At 73.8% G+C, this 14,890-nt stretch carries 13 protein-coding genes; 5 read left to right on the top strand and 8 right to left on the bottom strand.

What is annotated here, in order from left to right; translation table 11 throughout:
• Positions 1 to 107: 107 nt before the first annotated feature.
• Positions 108 to 974: an alpha/beta fold hydrolase gene (locus tag MPTA5024_RS32915; RefSeq protein WP_036331604.1), complete on the bottom strand. Its 867-nt coding sequence runs from the start codon at positions 972 to 974 to the stop codon at positions 108 to 110.
• A 90-nt stretch (positions 975 to 1,064) separates the two neighbouring features.
• Between MPTA5024_RS32915 and MPTA5024_RS32910 the strand changes: the two genes are divergently transcribed.
• Positions 1,065 to 2,474, top strand: a complete 1,410-nt coding sequence (locus tag MPTA5024_RS32910) for an MFS transporter (RefSeq protein WP_036331603.1) — start codon at positions 1,065 to 1,067, stop codon at positions 2,472 to 2,474.
• On the top strand, positions 2,471 to 3,133 hold the full coding sequence (locus MPTA5024_RS44015) for a MarR family winged helix-turn-helix transcriptional regulator (protein WP_232326744.1): 663 nt from the start codon (positions 2,471 to 2,473) through the stop codon (positions 3,131 to 3,133). The genes MPTA5024_RS32910 and MPTA5024_RS44015 overlap by 4 nt, the downstream gene beginning before the upstream one ends.
• Before the next feature lie 7 nt (positions 3,134 to 3,140).
• On the opposite strand, the gene MPTA5024_RS32900 is transcribed toward MPTA5024_RS44015, so the two are convergent.
• From MPTA5024_RS32900 to MPTA5024_RS32890, 3 genes are all read right to left on the bottom strand, one after another.
• The gene (locus tag MPTA5024_RS32900) at positions 3,141 to 4,580 is read right to left on the bottom strand and encodes an MFS transporter (RefSeq protein WP_232326743.1); all 1,440 of its coding nucleotides are present in this window, start codon (positions 4,578 to 4,580) and stop codon (positions 3,141 to 3,143) included.
• Between the two features lie 241 nt (positions 4,581 to 4,821).
• Positions 4,822 to 5,592 carry an extracellular solute-binding protein gene (locus tag MPTA5024_RS32895; RefSeq protein ID WP_051458948.1) on the bottom strand — a complete coding sequence of 257 codons (771 nt, stop codon included), beginning with the start codon at positions 5,590 to 5,592 and terminating at the stop codon, positions 4,822 to 4,824.
• A gap of 114 nt (positions 5,593 to 5,706) precedes the next feature.
• Entirely contained in the window at positions 5,707 to 6,126 is a 420-nt protein-coding gene (locus tag MPTA5024_RS32890) for a hypothetical protein (RefSeq protein ID WP_036332096.1), read from the bottom strand.
• Positions 6,127 to 6,344: 218 nt separating this feature from the next.
• Here MPTA5024_RS32890 and MPTA5024_RS32885 point away from each other — a divergent pair, with 218 nt between their 5' ends.
• Positions 6,345 to 6,866, top strand: a complete 522-nt coding sequence (locus tag MPTA5024_RS32885) for a Dps family protein (protein ID WP_232326764.1) — start codon at positions 6,345 to 6,347, stop codon at positions 6,864 to 6,866.
• A 142-nt stretch (positions 6,867 to 7,008) separates the two neighbouring features.
• Here MPTA5024_RS32885 and MPTA5024_RS32880 read toward each other — a convergent pair whose 3' ends face one another.
• From MPTA5024_RS32880 to MPTA5024_RS32870, 3 genes are all read right to left on the bottom strand, one after another.
• Entirely contained in the window at positions 7,009 to 7,977 is a 969-nt protein-coding gene (locus MPTA5024_RS32880; protein ID WP_036331599.1) for a CapA family protein, read from the bottom strand.
• A gap of 63 nt (positions 7,978 to 8,040) precedes the next feature.
• The gene (locus tag MPTA5024_RS32875) at positions 8,041 to 10,029 is read right to left on the bottom strand and encodes a phosphocholine-specific phospholipase C (RefSeq protein ID WP_051458946.1); all 1,989 of its coding nucleotides are present in this window, start codon (positions 10,027 to 10,029) and stop codon (positions 8,041 to 8,043) included.
• A gap of 280 nt (positions 10,030 to 10,309) precedes the next feature.
• Entirely contained in the window at positions 10,310 to 11,734 is a 1,425-nt protein-coding gene (locus tag MPTA5024_RS32870; protein ID WP_036331594.1) for a helix-turn-helix domain-containing protein, read from the bottom strand.
• A gap of 97 nt (positions 11,735 to 11,831) precedes the next feature.
• On the opposite strand from MPTA5024_RS32870, the gene MPTA5024_RS32865 reads away from it, so the two are divergent.
• Both MPTA5024_RS32865 and MPTA5024_RS32860 read left to right on the top strand, forming a co-directional pair.
• The gene (locus MPTA5024_RS32865; protein ID WP_036331591.1) at positions 11,832 to 12,908 is read left to right on the top strand and encodes a winged helix DNA-binding domain-containing protein; all 1,077 of its coding nucleotides are present in this window, start codon (positions 11,832 to 11,834) and stop codon (positions 12,906 to 12,908) included.
• A gap of 195 nt (positions 12,909 to 13,103) precedes the next feature.
• The gene (locus MPTA5024_RS32860) at positions 13,104 to 13,541 is read left to right on the top strand and encodes an SRPBCC family protein (protein WP_036331590.1); all 438 of its coding nucleotides are present in this window, start codon (positions 13,104 to 13,106) and stop codon (positions 13,539 to 13,541) included.
• Between the two features lie 162 nt (positions 13,542 to 13,703).
• On the opposite strand, the gene MPTA5024_RS32855 is transcribed toward MPTA5024_RS32860, so the two are convergent.
• A complete protein-coding gene (locus MPTA5024_RS32855; protein ID WP_198167531.1) occupies positions 13,704 to 14,378 on the bottom strand; it encodes a TenA family protein in 675 nt (224 codons plus the stop codon).
• Positions 14,379 to 14,890 lie beyond the last annotated feature (512 nt).

Below are 14,890 nucleotides of genomic sequence, written 5' to 3'. Positions count from 1 at the left end.
GAGGCGCTGTAGTGATCGCGCGTACGTGGCTCAAGCGGACCGGAAGGCTGTCTCGATGGACCTGCGCCGCGACATACACGAGGTGTGAGGGCGTCCCCCGGAGGCCGTCAGCCGGCGGTCTCCCGGCCCGTGAGCTCGGTGATCGCGTCGACGATCTCCGGCCACAGCTCGCGCGGCAGGTCGTGCCCCATGCCGGGGAACGTGAGCAGCTTCGCCCCGGGGATGGCGTCCGCCGTCGCGGCGCCGCCGGGCGGGGTCACCAGCGGGTCGTCCTCCCCGTGGATCACCAGCGCCGGGACCGCCACCTCCCGCAGTCCCTCCGTGCGGTCGTCGGCCGTGATGATCGCGACGAGCTGGCGGCCGGTCCCCGCGGGGTCGTAGCCCCGGTCGTAGCTCTCGCGGGCGACCCGCGCGACCCGGTCCGTGTCCATCGCGAACCCGGGCGAGCCGATGACCCGCCACGTCTCGACCGCCCGCTGCGCGGCCGCGTCGCGGTCGGGCGCGGGCGGGGCGAACAGCGCGGCCGTGGCGGCCTCGGTCGGCTGTCCGACGTCCGGGCCCGTGGTGGACATGATCGAGGTCAGGGTGCGCACGCGGCCCGGATGCCGGATGGCGAGGGCCTGCACGATCATCCCGCCCATCGACGCGCCGACGACGTGGGCGCTGTCCCAGCCGAGGGCCTCGATCAGGCCGGCCGTGTCGTCGGCCATGTCGTCCAGCGTGTACGCCACGGAGGACCGGTCGCCGGACAGGGCCGCCATGAGGTCCGGCTCCTGGGCGAGGTGCGTCGACAGCCCGACGTCGCGGTTGTCGAACCGGACCACCTGGTGGCCGCGGTCGACCAGCATGCCGATGAAGTCCTCGTCCCAGCCGATCATCTGCATGCCGAGGCCCATCACCAGCAGTAGGGGACGTCCGTCCGGCTCGCCGAACACCTCGTAGCAGATCTCGATGCCGTTCGCTGTCGCTCGCATGCCAGCAGAATGTCATTCGGTTTCCCCGCCCCGCAAGCGCCGGAGGCGACCCGGTAAGGTTGTATTAGTACAACTAATAAGGGGTCGCCCATGAGCCGCCGCCGGCGGATCCTCGTCCTTCTCATCTGCTGCATGAGCCTGCTGATCGTGGCGCTGGACAACACGATCGTGAACGTCGCGCTGCCCGCGCTCGGTCACGACCTGCGCGCTCCGGTCTCCGGCCTGCAGTGGACGGTGGACGCCTACACACTGACGCTCGCCAGCCTGCTCATGCTGTCGGGCTCCACGGCCGACCGGATCGGGCGGCGCAGGACGTTCCAGACCGGGCTCGTGGCGTTCACCATCGGCTCCTTGCTGTGCAGTCTCGCCCCGAGCCTGGGCTGGCTGGTGGCCTTCCGGGTCCTCCAGGCCGTGGGCGGGTCGATGCTGAACCCGGTCGCCATGTCGATCATCACGAACACGTTCACCGACCGCCGGGAGCGCGCCCAGGCCATCGGCGTGTGGGGCGGGGTCGTCGGCATCAGCATGGCCCTCGGGCCGGTGATCGGCGGCCTGCTCACCGACTCGGTCAACTGGCGGGCCATCTTCTGGATCAATGTGCCCATCGGCCTGGCCGCGCTGGTGCTGACCTGGCTGTTCGTCCCCGAGTCCAAGGCGCCCAGGGCGCGCAGGATCGACCCGGTGGGGCAGGTCCTGGTGATCCTGCTGCTCGGGACGCTGACGTACGGCATCATCGAGGGACCCGACGCGGGCTGGGGCGTCAGCGCCGGCTGCTTCGCGGTCGCCGCGGTCGCGCTCGCGGCCCTGGTGGTGTACGAGTCCCGGAGGGAGGAGCCGCTCATCGACGTGCGCTTCTTCCGCAGCGCGCCGTTCTCGGGGGCGGCGGCCATCGCCGTGTCCGGGTTCGCGGCACTGGGGTCGTTCCTGTTCCTGAACACGCTCTACCTGCAGAGCCACCGCGGGCTGTCGGCCCTCGACGCCGGGCTCTGCACGCTGCCGATCGCGCTGATGGCGACGGTCTTCGGCCCGCTGTCGGGCCGGCTGGTCGGGACCCGCGGGCCGCGCGTGCCCCTGGCCGTGGCCGGCGTGTGCCTCACGGCGGCCGGGGTGCTGCTGACCGGGGTCACGCTGTCGACGCCGATCCCGGCGCTGCTCGCGGTGTACGTGGTCTTCGGCCTCGGCTTCGCCATGCTCAACCCGCCGATCACCAACACCGCGGTCTCCGGGATGCCGCTCGCGCAGGCCGGCGTGGCCGCCGCCGTCGCCTCGACCAGCCGCCAGGTGGGGCAGTCGCTCGGCGTGGCGATCGCCGGGTCGGTCGTCGCGGCGGGCGCCCACGGCGCGGGGTTCATGTCCGCCGCCCACGCCGGCTGGTCGATCGTCGCGGTGTACGGCGTGCTCGTGCTGTCCCTCGGCCTGCTGACCACCGGCCGATGGGCCAGGCGGACGGCGGACCGCACGGCCGAGCGGCTCCAGCCCCGGGAGGCGGTGGGCGCATGACCCGCGGCCCCGATCCCCTCGCCCGCGACGACGCCGGCCGCTCTCCCGGCGAGACGTCGCCGAACGGCGAAGCGTCGCCGAACGGCGAGACGACTCAGGACCGCGAAGCGTCGCCGAACGGCGAGACGACTCAGGACCGCGAAGCGTCCCCGAACGGCGAGACGACTCAGGACCGCGAGGCGTTCACGGACGGCGAGACGTCCCCAGACGACGAGACGTCGCCGGGCGGCGAGGCGTTTCCTGACGGCGAGGCGGAGCGGGCGGCGCGGGTGTGGCGGAGCATGCGGACGCTCGTGCTCGAGGCCCACGACCGGCGCAAGGACGTCTCCACAAGCCTCGGCATCAGCTTCATCCGGGTCAAGGCGCTCACCAAGCTCGCGCCCGAGCCGCTCACCCTGCGCCGCCTGGCCGACCGGCTGGGGACGGACGCCCCGTACACCACCCTCGTCGTGGCCGACCTCGAACGGCGAGGGCTCGTGGAGCGGGTCCCCCACCCCGGTGACCGGCGGGCCAAGCTCGTCCGGCTCACCGAGGCGGGCGCGGCGTCGGCGGAGCACGCCGAGCGGATGCTCAACGCGCCGCCGGCGCCGCTGCTGGCCCTCGACTCGGCCGACCTGGCCGCACTCGACCGGATCATCACGGCCCTCGGCGGCCGCTGAGGGCGCGTCACCGCCCCACCTGCCGTCTGCCGGCGGCGCCCGCCTCCCCGGGCCCTCGAACGGCGCGCAGGGTGACCACGATCGCGGCCAGCCACAGCAGGGCCGACAGAACGCCGGCCCAGTGGAGACCGGCCGTGAACCTCATGGGCTCTGACGGGTCCTGCACCACCGCGCCCAGCACCGCCACCCCGAGTGCTCCGCCCGCCTGACGGGCGGTGTTGTTGACGCCCGACGAAAGCCCGGGACGGGAGGGCGGCCCCGCCCGCAACGCCGCCGCCACCACGGACGCGGTGAGCAGGCCCATGCCCAGCCCGAGGCCGAGCAGGGCCGGGACGAGCACGCCGTACGGGCTGCCGGGGGACACGAGCAGCAGGCAGGCCGCCCCGGCGGCGCCGAGGGCCAGACCCGCGATCATCGGCGGCCGCGGGCCGGCGCGCGCGACGAGGCGGCCGGTGAACGGCGCGCACAGCGCCAGCGGGAGGAACAACGGCAGCAGCATCGCCCCCGCGGACAGAGCGGTGTGGTGCCGCACACCCTGCAGGTAGAGCGTGACGACGAAGACCATGCCGATGCCGACGAAGTTCATCGCGGCGGCCACCGCGTTCGCGCCGGCGAAGCCGGGCCTGGACAGCAGGGACGGCGGGAACATCGGCTCGGGCGCCCTGCGCTCCCACCACGCCAGGGCCGCCGCCGCGACGACGGCGGCCACAGCGGCCGCGGCCGTCCACACCGAGGGACCGAGACGGCCGAGGGCGATCGCGCACGACGTCAGCGCGGTCAGGGCCAGCGCCGCGGTCGCCACCCCCAGCGGATCGAGGCGCCGTTCCCGGTCGGGCTCGTCCCGGCTCACCCGCCGCAGGGTGAGCACGACGGCCGCGACGACCACGGGCAGGTTGATCAGGAAGACGGCGCGCCACCCGGCCAGGGTGACCAGCAGGCCGCCCACCACCGGGCCGGTGGGCAGCGCGAGGGCGCTCACCCCCGCCCAGATCCCCAGGGCCCGCGCCTGCTCGGCACGCTCGGGGAAGGCGCGGGTGACGATCGCGAGCGTGCTCGGCAGCAGCGACGCGGCGGCCAGGCCCTGCACGGCGCGGGCCGCGACCAGCCAGCCGATCGCCGGGGCGAGGCCGCACAGCAGCGACGACGCGCCGAAGAGCGCCAGCCCGGCGACGGCGATCGTGCGGTGCCCGAGCCTGTCGCCCACCACGCCCGCCGCGAGCAGGCAGGCGGCGAGGACGATCGTGTAGGAGTCGACGACCCACTGCAGGCCGGCCAGACCGGTGTGGAGATCGGCGCCGATGTGGGGCAGGGCGACGTTCACCACGGTCACGTCGAGCTGTACAAGGAACATGCCCGCGCACATCACGCCGAGGACGATGCCGCGGCCTCCGGGCGCCGCGACCGGTCCCGGCTTCGGGGCGGTACGGGAAGGATGCGGGAAGGACATGCCCGCACCCTGCCCGCGGAGACTTCGCCCACCGCCGAAGCGTGCCGGCAAAACCCGGCCCCACGTCACAGCCCGCCTTCCGGCCTGCCCGGCGGCCCGCAGCCGCCCCACGGGCCCGCGCCCCACGGGCCCGCGCCCCACGGGCCCGCGCCCCACAGGCCCGCGCACCACAGGCTTGCGCACCACGGCGCGCATTCCGGGCCGCCCGGCGGACCCGGTCCGCACCGCCGGGGCGCGCGGGTCAGGCCGGGGAGAAGCCGGCGTCCGCCAGGACGCGGCGGCCCTGGTCGGAGAGCACGAGGTCGACGAACTCCCGGGCCGGCACGTGGTTCTCCGACTTCGGCACGGAGGCGATGGCGTACTCGCCGGCCGCCCCGGCCGACGCGGGGAGATCGACGCCGTCGACGGCGCCCGCCGCCGCCCTGATGTCCGTACGGCCGACCAGTGCGGCGTCCGCGTCGCCCCGCCTGACCTTGGCCAGCGCGGCCGACGCGTCCATCGTCCGCACGACCGGCCCGGGCGTGACGCCGGCGGCGGCGAGCGCCCTGTCGGCCGACGCGCCACAGGGGATGGCGGGCACGCACAGGACGAGCCGCACGCCGGGGGCGGCCAGGTCCGCGAGGGCCGCCACGTGGGCGGGGTTCCCCCTGGGCACGGCGATCTCCATCCGGTCGCGGGCGAAGACCCTGGGCGTGGCGCCGCCGACGAGGGACGTCGCGTCCGGAGCCGCGGCCAGCACGTCGGCCGCCTCGCCCTGCGCGATCCGTCGCGCCAGCGCCGGCCCGCCACCGAAGTGGAAGGCGATCGCGACGTCCGGATGGGACGCCTCGAACGTCCTGGCGAGCGTGCCGAAGACCCCCGTCAGCGACGAGTCGGCGAAGACCCGCAGCGTCTGCCTCTGCGTGACGCCGCACGCCGCGGCGGCGAGCAGGGCCAGGGTCAGCAGGACGACCGTGGCCTTCCGCGCCGCACGGGAGGCCGGGCCCGCCGCCCGCTCGCTGGTCCGGAACACGGCACCAAGCGTAGTGACGCGGATACCCGGCTCGGGTCCAGACCCCGTGACGGCGCGGCGCCGCGCGTGCGCACCGTCCTCTGAGGAGAACGGGACGGACCGCGGGGGGCGTGGTCAGCGGGGGCCGGGGCTCATCGTTCGGTGGTCCTTCAGATGGAGGTCCCCGCCGATCTCCTGCCGCAGTTTGTCGAGCACGACGCGGGGGGCGAGGGCCGTCCAGATGTTCCCCACGAGGTGGGGGCTGTACTCCGGCGCCTGGTCCATCCACTCGTCCTTCCCCTGCTGGGTGGCGAAGGTCGTGATGAAGAACTCGCCGATCGACGTGCGGCAGAAGCCCTGCCGGAGCTCCTTCGCGTCGATCTGGATCTTCGGGGTGCACCCGGCCTTCGCGGCCAGCTGCTCCACCGTGGGCGGAGGGCCGTACGTCGAGGGGTCGTCGGGGGACGCGGCGTGGCTCGCCGCGCACGCGGACAGCAGGACGGCGGCGGGGACGACCGCGACCCGGGCGAGCGCGGTCCGGGGTGAAAGTCTCAACACCTCGAAGGTACGCAGGGCCACGGAGGACGGTTCAGAGCCAGATAAACGGATAAGGGAACCGAGAAGGACGCTTTATCACCTTCTTGGTACATACCGAACGAAACACTCTTATGAGTGATAACCACCCCGAAGTGAGGAGAGACGCCTTGGCTGTCAAGCCTTCCGCCAGAGCCCACCCTCGTGAGACCAGCCAGCCGTGGCTGCACCAGAAGGGGATGGAGATCCAGCAGTTCGGCACGGTCCGGGACTTCCCGGTCGGCCTGTCGCGGGAGACCCGTGAGTACTCCTGCCAGCGGCTCAACCAGATCCTGGCCGACACTCAGATCCTCTACAGCCTCTACAAGAAGCACCACTGGCTCATGCGGGGCCCGACGTTCTACCAGCTGCACCTGCTTCTCGACAAGCACGCGGGCGAGCAGCTGCCCATCATCGACGAGATCGCGGAAAGGATCCAGACCCTCGGCGGGGTCGCGGTCGGAGACCCGCGTCAGGTGGCGGAGATCACCGTCATCCCGCGGCCGCCGGACGGCGTGGAAGAGGTCCCGGCCATGCTCTCCCGCCTGCTCGAGGCCCACGAGACGATCCTCGTGGCCTCCCACGACGCCGCGGCCCGCGCGGCGGACATGGGCGACGACGGAACCAACGACCTGCTCGTCTCCCAGGTCATCAGGACCGGCGAGATGCAGGCGTGGTTCCTCGCCGAGCACCTGGTCGAGACACCTCTCGTCCGGGCCTGACCCGGACACCCGCCCGCCCGCGCCCGGGGCCGTCCCAGGCGCGGGCAGGCAGAGCCGCGAGGCGCCCCCGCACCGGGGGCGCCGGCGAAGGGGGAGATCCCCGCCGAGACGGCGAACGGGGGGGATCCGCGCCGAGACGCGCTCAGCGCAGCTCGATCACGAGCTCGCCCTCCTGCTCCTGGACGGCGCCGCCCAGCTCGCCGCACGCCCGGGTGAAGCGGTCGCTGATCCAGTGCCACTCGTCGTCCCTGGCCAGCCGCGTCCGGCCGTACTCGAGCTTGGTCGGCACCGCCCGCAGCAGGAGCGGGCCGGTGTCGTCGAGCCCGACGAGGAACAGCAGGCCGAGGTCGTTGCGCAGGTCGTCGTCCACGATGTAGTCGTCGATGAAGTCGCCCAGGTCGTAGAGCACGGGCGGTTCGACGCCGTGGAACACGTGGGCGGAGTGGCCGGCGACGAGCGTGGCGCCCGCCTCCGTCAGGACGCGGGCGGCCGACCGGATGTACGGGCGGGGCTCCTGGGCCATGTTCGGCCCCCAGTGGGGCGTCACGATCACGATGTCGACGTGCTCACGCAGGTCGCGCACCGCCTCCACCAGCCAGTCGGGCACGCCGGCCATCAGGTCGGCGTACGCGACGCCGGGGCGGGTCGGCGACGCCGCGAAGTCGGCCGGGTGGTCGGCCACCCCGAGAACGCCGACGCACAGGCCGCCGACGGGAATCAGCTCCGCCCGTCTGGCCTCGGTCTCGTCGGCCCCCGCCCCCACGCAGCGGATCCCGGCCCGCCCCAGGTGGTCGCGGGTGTCGAGGAGCGCCTCCGGGCCGTAGTCCAGCGCGTGGTTGTTGGCCAGCGTGACGCAGCCGACGCCGAGCCCGCCCAGCAGGCGGGCGGCCGCGGGCGGCGCGCGGAAGTGGAACGGCTTGCCCGGCGCGTCCCACTTGCGGCCGCGCTCGGACACGCAGCACTCCAGGTTGAGCAGGAACAGATCGGCCTCGTCGATCCGTTCCCGGACTCCCGGCGAGAAGAACCGTGCCGGATCGGCCGACCGCGCGATCAGTTCGGCCACGCCGCGCCCCAGCATCGTGTCCCCCGCCAGCGCCAGAGTCAGCGACATCGCACATCACCTACCAGGCCGGCCACGCTGTCCTTACCCGCCCTGGAGGGGCCGACACGGCGGTCAGCCGGTGACGCCCGGCCTGCCGTCCTCGATCCGGCCCATCAGGCGCCGCGCGAAGCCGTCGTGGCCCGCCACCTCGACCAGCAGGTCGTACCAGCCGGTCGGCGCGTGCCAGGGCAGCCGGGCCGTGCCGCCGGCGGGGACGTCGAGGGTCCGCCGCTCGCCGCCGTACGCAAGGGGGGTGACCACGATCTCCAGCGGCGTCCCGCCGAGGTTCCCGGCCGCGATCTCGACGGTCATCGTCGCGGGGTCGATCGCGCTGGTGATCTCCACTGGGTCGGACGGGTCGCCGCGGAACTCCCGGCGGAACCCGTTCGGCCCCGTCAGCACCAGGTTGTACGTCGGGCAGGGGACGTAGACGACCTCCCGCGCCGTGCCGAGCACGTCGAAGTGCAGCGGCTTGACCAGCTCGCCCAGGTAGCCGTACAGCGCGAGGTGGGCGCTCGCCACTCCGGCGTTGCTCATCTCGATCTCGACCGACTGGCCGCGGGCGCGGGCCCAGGCGTCGGGCCGGTACGGCAGCGGGCGGGCCGGCCGCGCGCCCGGCTCCTGGACGGGCATGCGCTGCTCCGACGGGACCTCGGGATACCACCGGCCGGTCACGGCGGCGGCGACGGGCGCGGGCGCCGGCACGGGAACGGGCACCGGGGGCGCGGCCGGAGCGGCGAAGTCGAACGCCGAGGTGAGGTCGCCCACGACCGTCCGCCGCCACGCGCCGATGTCGGGCGCCTTGATCCCGAGCCAGGTCTCCAGGAAGCGCACGGTCGAGCTGTGGTCGAACGTCTCCGAGCAGACGTACCCCCCGACGCTCCACGGGGAGACGACGAGCATGGGGACGCGCATGCCGAGCCCGAGGGGCCTGCCGTTGACGAACTCGCCCGGCGTCCCGTCGGGCGGCACCGGCGGGGGGACGTGGTCGAAGAAGCCGTCGTTCTCGTCGTAGGTAACGAAGACCGCGGTGTGCGCCCAGGTCTCCGGGTGGGAGGCGAGCGCGTCGAGGACCTGGTAGATGATCCGCCCGCTCTCGACGGCCGACGATCCCTCCGGGTGCTCGGAGTCGGCGAGCGAGGTCACGACGTACGACACGGCGGGCAGGCGGCCGGCGGCCACGTCGGCGGCGAACCACTCCCCCAGGCCGCCGGTGCGCGTGCGGCGCAGGGCCCGGTCGTACAGCTCCCGGTCGGCCTGGTCCAGCCCGGCCACGCGCTCGTCGAGCTCCGCGAGCATCGGCCCGGGGTCGGCGGCCGCCCGCACCCTCTCGTAGAACCCGTGCATGCTCGTCAGCCCGAGCTTGGCCATGACGGCCTTGAACGTGGCGAAGAACTCCAGGTTGTTGCACTGGTAGTTGTCCCACTCCTGGTAGACCTGCCAGGTGTGGCCCGCCTCGGTCAGCAATTCGGGCACGGTCACCCAGTCGTACCCCGCGTGGCCGTCCTCCTCGCAGGCGCCGTTGTCGACCGCCCGCTGCCCGGTGCCGGGCTCGAAGCCCGTGTAGCCCGAGATGTGGTAGTTGCGGTTGGGCGTGGTCGAGGTCAGCAGCGAGCAGTGGTAGGCGTCGCAGATGGTGAAGGTGTCCGCGAGCTCGTAGTGGAACGGCATGTCCCGGCGGTCGTAATAGGCCATCGTGGACGGCCCCTTGTTGAGGCTCCAGGCGTCGTTCCAGCCCATGGCCCAGGCGTTCTGCGTGCCGAGCCAGGTGTGGTCGTGGGTGTCCACCAGCATGGGGTCGGCCCCCGCGCGCTCGGCCGCCTCCCGTACGGGGAAGGGCAGCACCCCGTCCTGCTCGAAGATCGGCCGCCAGGTCCGGGTCGACACGGCGTTGCGGTCGCCGAACCCGCGCACCCCGCGCATCGTGCCGAAATAGTGGTCGAACGACCGGTTCTCCTGCATGACGAACACGACGTGCCGCAGGTCCGACAGGTCGCCGGACGGGACCGGCCGCGCCAGCGCACGGAGAAGCGAGGGGGGCAGCGAGGATCCGGCCGGCATTCGGGGCGTCCCTCCTGGGAGATATAGGACGAATCGCCCACAACTTACTCGGCTCACGGACCCGATGGCCGTCCGTCCCCTGAACGAACCGTGAACGACTCGGCCTCCGCGGCCCGTCGGAGCGGGACGCCCGCCACATCCGGCGCCGTCTAGACACCGCCGCGCCGCGGCGTCCCGGGCCGTCGGGGCAGGACACGCACGCCCAGGCCCGAGGGCCGAGGGTTCGGAATCCACGGCCGTCACAGAAGAACCCGCCGCCGGGCCGTCGGCTCCGGGGCCCTCAAAGCAGGACGCGCCGCCGGGCCGCGGGGTCCGGGGGCAGGTGCAGCGCGGCGAGCTCGCGCAGCGCCCGCGCCGCCCCGGCACGGCGGGCCAGGTCCAGCGCCTCCCGCGCCAACGTCGCCGCCCGGTCCCTTTCGTGCGCCTCCGCGTACGCGTGGGCCACACGGGCCATCGTGAAGGCGGCGGCGTACCCGGGCTCGAAGCTTACCCGGCCGCCCACGGCCGCCCCGCGCTCCAGCCCGCCGCCTTCCCGCCCGCCGCGTTCCAGCCCGCCGATCTCCTCGGCGCGCTCCGGCCGGCTGTGCCACGGCCCGCCGCGCTCGGGGCCGCCGATCTCCTCGGCGCGCTCCGGGCCCGGCTTCGTCCCGGCACGCCCTACCCCGAACGGCTCCTCGCCGAGGCCCGGGCCACCGGCCGCCTCGCGGGCGCCTCGCTGTTCGAGGATCTCGACGGCTCCACCGGCGTGGCCCAGATCGACCAGGCAGCCGGCGCACAGGACGACCTCCGGCTCGGCCGGCGGGTCGAGGCGGTAGCGCTCGTCCTGATCCGGCTCCCCCGGGCCCGGGGGCCAGGCCGACTCCTCCAGGCACCGGTGGCACAGGTCCTCCTCGCCGGCGATGGCGTGGCCCCGCGCCTCGTACCGTCGTGACGCCGCCGCCATCCCGGCCGTGATCCGCCCGCGCTCCCTCGCGGAGACGGCGACCTCCACCGCCTCCCGGGGGCCGGTCGCGTCCACGAGCCCCGCCCGCTGGACCAGCGCGTACGTCTCCAGCAGCGTGTCCGCGCACTCACGCGCCTCCCCGATCGCGCGGTCGGACCACTCCCGTGCTCCCGGCGCGTTCCCGGCCTCGTGCTCCAGACGGCTGATCAGCTCGGCCTCCCGCGACGCGAACGCCAGGAGCGACCGCCGCACGGCGGGCCGGGCGTCCCTGTGGAAGCCCTCGACCGCCGCGAACACCGGGCGCAGGGCGGCGGCGAGGCCGGACGGGGGACGATCGGCCCGCAGACAGGCGTCCGCCAGGGTCTGGAAATACCGGACCGTCGCCTCGTCCGCGCGTTCCGGTCGCTCGATCGCCCGTCCGGCCCGTTCCTCCTCGTCCTCGTCGACCAGGCCCGGAACGAGCGGGATCCGGGTGAGGTGGTGCCACAGGGTCGTGCCCGACCGCTCTCCGGCGAACAGATCGCGTTCGGACAGGCCGAACGCCCGGCACAGCAGGTCCGTCTCGGCGTCGCCGGGCCGCCGCTCACCGCTCTCCCATCGTCGGACGGTCTCGGCGAACGCGGCGGGGGACGGCAGCCGATCGCGCTCGTCCTCGCTCGCCGCGCCGCGCAAGCGGGCGGCCAGGTCGGGGCGGCTCCAAACGCGGCTCTCCCGGAGCGCGCGCAGCCGGGCGGCCCACAGCGGGATGTCTATCGTGATCATGACGTGCCCCCGTTCCCCCTTCTCATCGTCCGCCTCCTGCGGGAGCGAGGTCCACGGGGACCGCGGAAATGTCGGTGCGGGTCAGTAGGTTGACGGCATGCTCACCCGCCGGGCGCTCAACCGGGCGCTGCTCGACCGTCAACTGCTGCTGCGCCGACACCCGATGACGGCTCTCGAGGCCGTCGAGCACCTGGTCGGCATGCAGTCTCAGGCGCCGCTGTCGCCGTACGTCGGGCTGTGGACGAGGCTGACGGCCTTCGCCCACACCGACCTGAGCCGGCTGCTGATGGAGCGCGAGGCCGTCCGGGTGGCGCTGATGCGCGGCACGATCCACCTGGTCAGCGCCCGCGACTGCCTCGATCTGCGCCCGGTCGTGCAGCCGGTGCTCGAGCGGTGGATCCGCACGTCGTACGGCAAGAGCCTGGCGGGGGTCGATCTGGAGACGCTGGTCGAGGTCACCCGCGCCCTGACGGAGGAGCGGCCGCTCACCTTCCAGGAGATCGGCGACCTGCTGGGCGAGCGCTGGCCGGGTGCCGGAGGGCTGCCGCAGGCCGCCCGCGGGCTCGTGCCGCTCGTCCAGGTGCCGCCCCGAGGCGTCTGGGGGGCGGGTGGCCAGGCGCGGCACACGCCCGCCGAGTCGTGGCTCGGCCGGCCCATGGGCGACGGCTCCGCGGTCGACGCCATGGTGCTGCGCTACCTGGCGGCCTTCGGTCCCGCGTCGGTCAAGGACGTGCAGGTGTGGTCGGGGCTGACCGGCCTGCGGGCCGTGATCAAGCGGCTGCCCGACCTGGTCTCCTACCGGGACGAGCAGGGGGTGGAGCTGTTCGACGTGCCCGGGCGGCCGCTCCCCGATCCGGACGTCGAGGCGCCGGTGCGCTTCCTGCCCGACTTCGACAACGTGCTGCTCTCCCACGCCGACCGCAGCCGGATCATGCGCGACGACCACAAGAAGCGGGTCTTCTCCGTGAACGGCATCGTCAGCCCCACGATCCTGGTGGACGGCTTCGTGGCGGGCATGTGGCGCGTCGACCGGGGGAAGGACGCCGCCGTGCTGGAGATCGAGCCCTTCGACCGCCTGCCCGCGACCGTCCGCGACGCGTTGGCCGAGGAGGGCGAGTCGCTGCTCGGCTTCGCCGCCCCCGACGCCGCCGCCCGCGGCATCCGCTTCGTCTGACCCCGCGTCGCCCTGTCCCGCCCCACGCGATCACGGAACCCCGTCTCGCGTCCGGATCGGCCGACATCGCGGCAGTGCCGCCCTCCCTCCGGCTCGGCCGATCGTGACCGCGCCACCGGTGGCCCCGATCTGCCGCTCGATGCCGCCGCGCCTCGGTGAGCGTCCGGTGAGGGCGTGTCGCACGTATTGGAGGGCATGAGTCGTCTCTCGGTCGCGGTGGACGCGCCCGCGAGCCCGGACCGGGTCTTCGCCCTGCTGACCGACTGGCCGCGGCACCGCGAGTGGATGATCCTGACGCGGGCCTGGGTGGTCGGCGGCGACGGCAGGAGCGCCGGCAGCTGTCTGGCGGCCTCCACGGGAGCCGGCCCACTCCGGTTCCTCGACACGATGGAGATCACCGAGTGGGACCCTCCCCGGCTGGTCGAGGTCCGGCACACCGGCAGGCTGATCCGGGGCACCGGCCGTTTCAGCGTGCTGGCGCGGGCCGGGGGCGGCAGCAGGATCGTCTGGGAGGAGGACCTCGACGTCCCCTTCGGGCTCGCCGGACGACTCGGGTGGCGGGTGGCCGCGCCGCTCAACAGGGCGTTCCTCACGATCTCCCTGCGCCGTCTCGCGGCCCTGTCCCGCCCCTGACCGCCGCCGATACGACACGACGTCCTCGGCGGCCCGAACCGCAGCCGGCCAGGCCGGCCCCCGGACCTCGTCCGCTCAGCGCCTCCGCGGGCCGGGGCTGCGGACCGCGATCACGTCAGGGCCGAGCCTGGACCGCCGTCGAGGGGGGCGCGGGATCAGCCGTCAGGCGGCGGCCATGTCGAAGAACCGGCGTTCGAGGCGGGTCGCGTGGCGGAAGACGTCGAGGACGCGACCCTGGCCGGCCTCGTCGAGCCCGGGTCCGAGGCGGTCCAGCTCGCGGCGGAGGAACCCGACCCACCCCTCGAACTCCGGCCCGCTGTGCAGCTCGATCCACTCCCGGTAGACGAAGTCGTCCGGAAGCGGCTCCCGCGCCCGGGAGGCCCAGCCGAGGTAGCTCCACTCGGCCACGCACAGGACGGCAATGATGAGCGGGTACTCCTGGCCGCGGCGCACCTCGTCCATCAGCGACCGGAACTCCTCCGTCACCGGCTCCGGAGTAACCGGATCGGGCTCGCCGCCGAGCGCGGCCAGCGCACGGGCGAAGTACCCGGCCTCCGTGTCGGCCACGGTCATCCCGAGGAACCGGCCGACGGCGACCCGCGAGCCGAAGGAGTCGGCCGCGGCGACCGCCGCCCCCAGCAGGGCCGTGAACGCGTCCACGAACTGGAAGTCCTGCACCAGGTAGCGGTACATGTCGGCGTCGCCGCGCACGATCGCGGACGCGAAGGGGTGGGTGGCGACCTCGGTCCAGTCCGGTTCGCTCGACAGGCGCAGCCACTCGCTGAACCGCGGCTCGGCCGCCGTCGTCCGCCACTCGTCGTAGGTCACCGTCGTCACGACGTCTGCCCTCCCCGCTCCTCGCACGCCGCCCTCGTCACGACACCTCCCGCTCGTCACACGCCGCCCTCCTCCTGACGCCGCGCCCTCTTCCCGGACCGACGTCCTCACGACGCCCCCCGCTCGCCGTACGCCGCCTCGTTGTGCGGCCCTCCCTGTCGCGGCCGGCCGCGGCGCGGTGGTCTCTATCCTCCGTCCTCGCCGGGCGCGCACCGAAGCCGGGGGCTCCGTGAACATTTCAGAGCGGCCGCCGGGGAGCCCGGCGAACGTCTTCACCTCACGGCGGACCCGTAGACGCAGGACACCCGGCCCCGACCGGTCGTACGCCCTGCCGTACGACAGGAGAGACCCGAGGCGCCGGACCGGGGCCGGGAAGGACGCGTTGACCGGCACATGCCTCGTACGTACCGTGAAGCCTGTTCTCGTTCATGGATGTTGTTCACATTCATGAAAACCCTGGCGGGACCAGGTCGCTCCCCGCACCCGTGGTCAGGGGTCCTGCATGATCTGCA

Origin of the sequence: Microbispora sp. ATCC PTA-5024, from assembly GCF_000511135.2 — a bacterium.
In the GTDB taxonomy this organism is placed as follows: domain Bacteria; phylum Actinomycetota; class Actinomycetes; order Streptosporangiales; family Streptosporangiaceae; genus Microbispora; species Microbispora corallina.
Note: the sequence above shows the minus strand (reverse complement) of the source record. Positions and strands in the feature narration are given on the sequence as shown.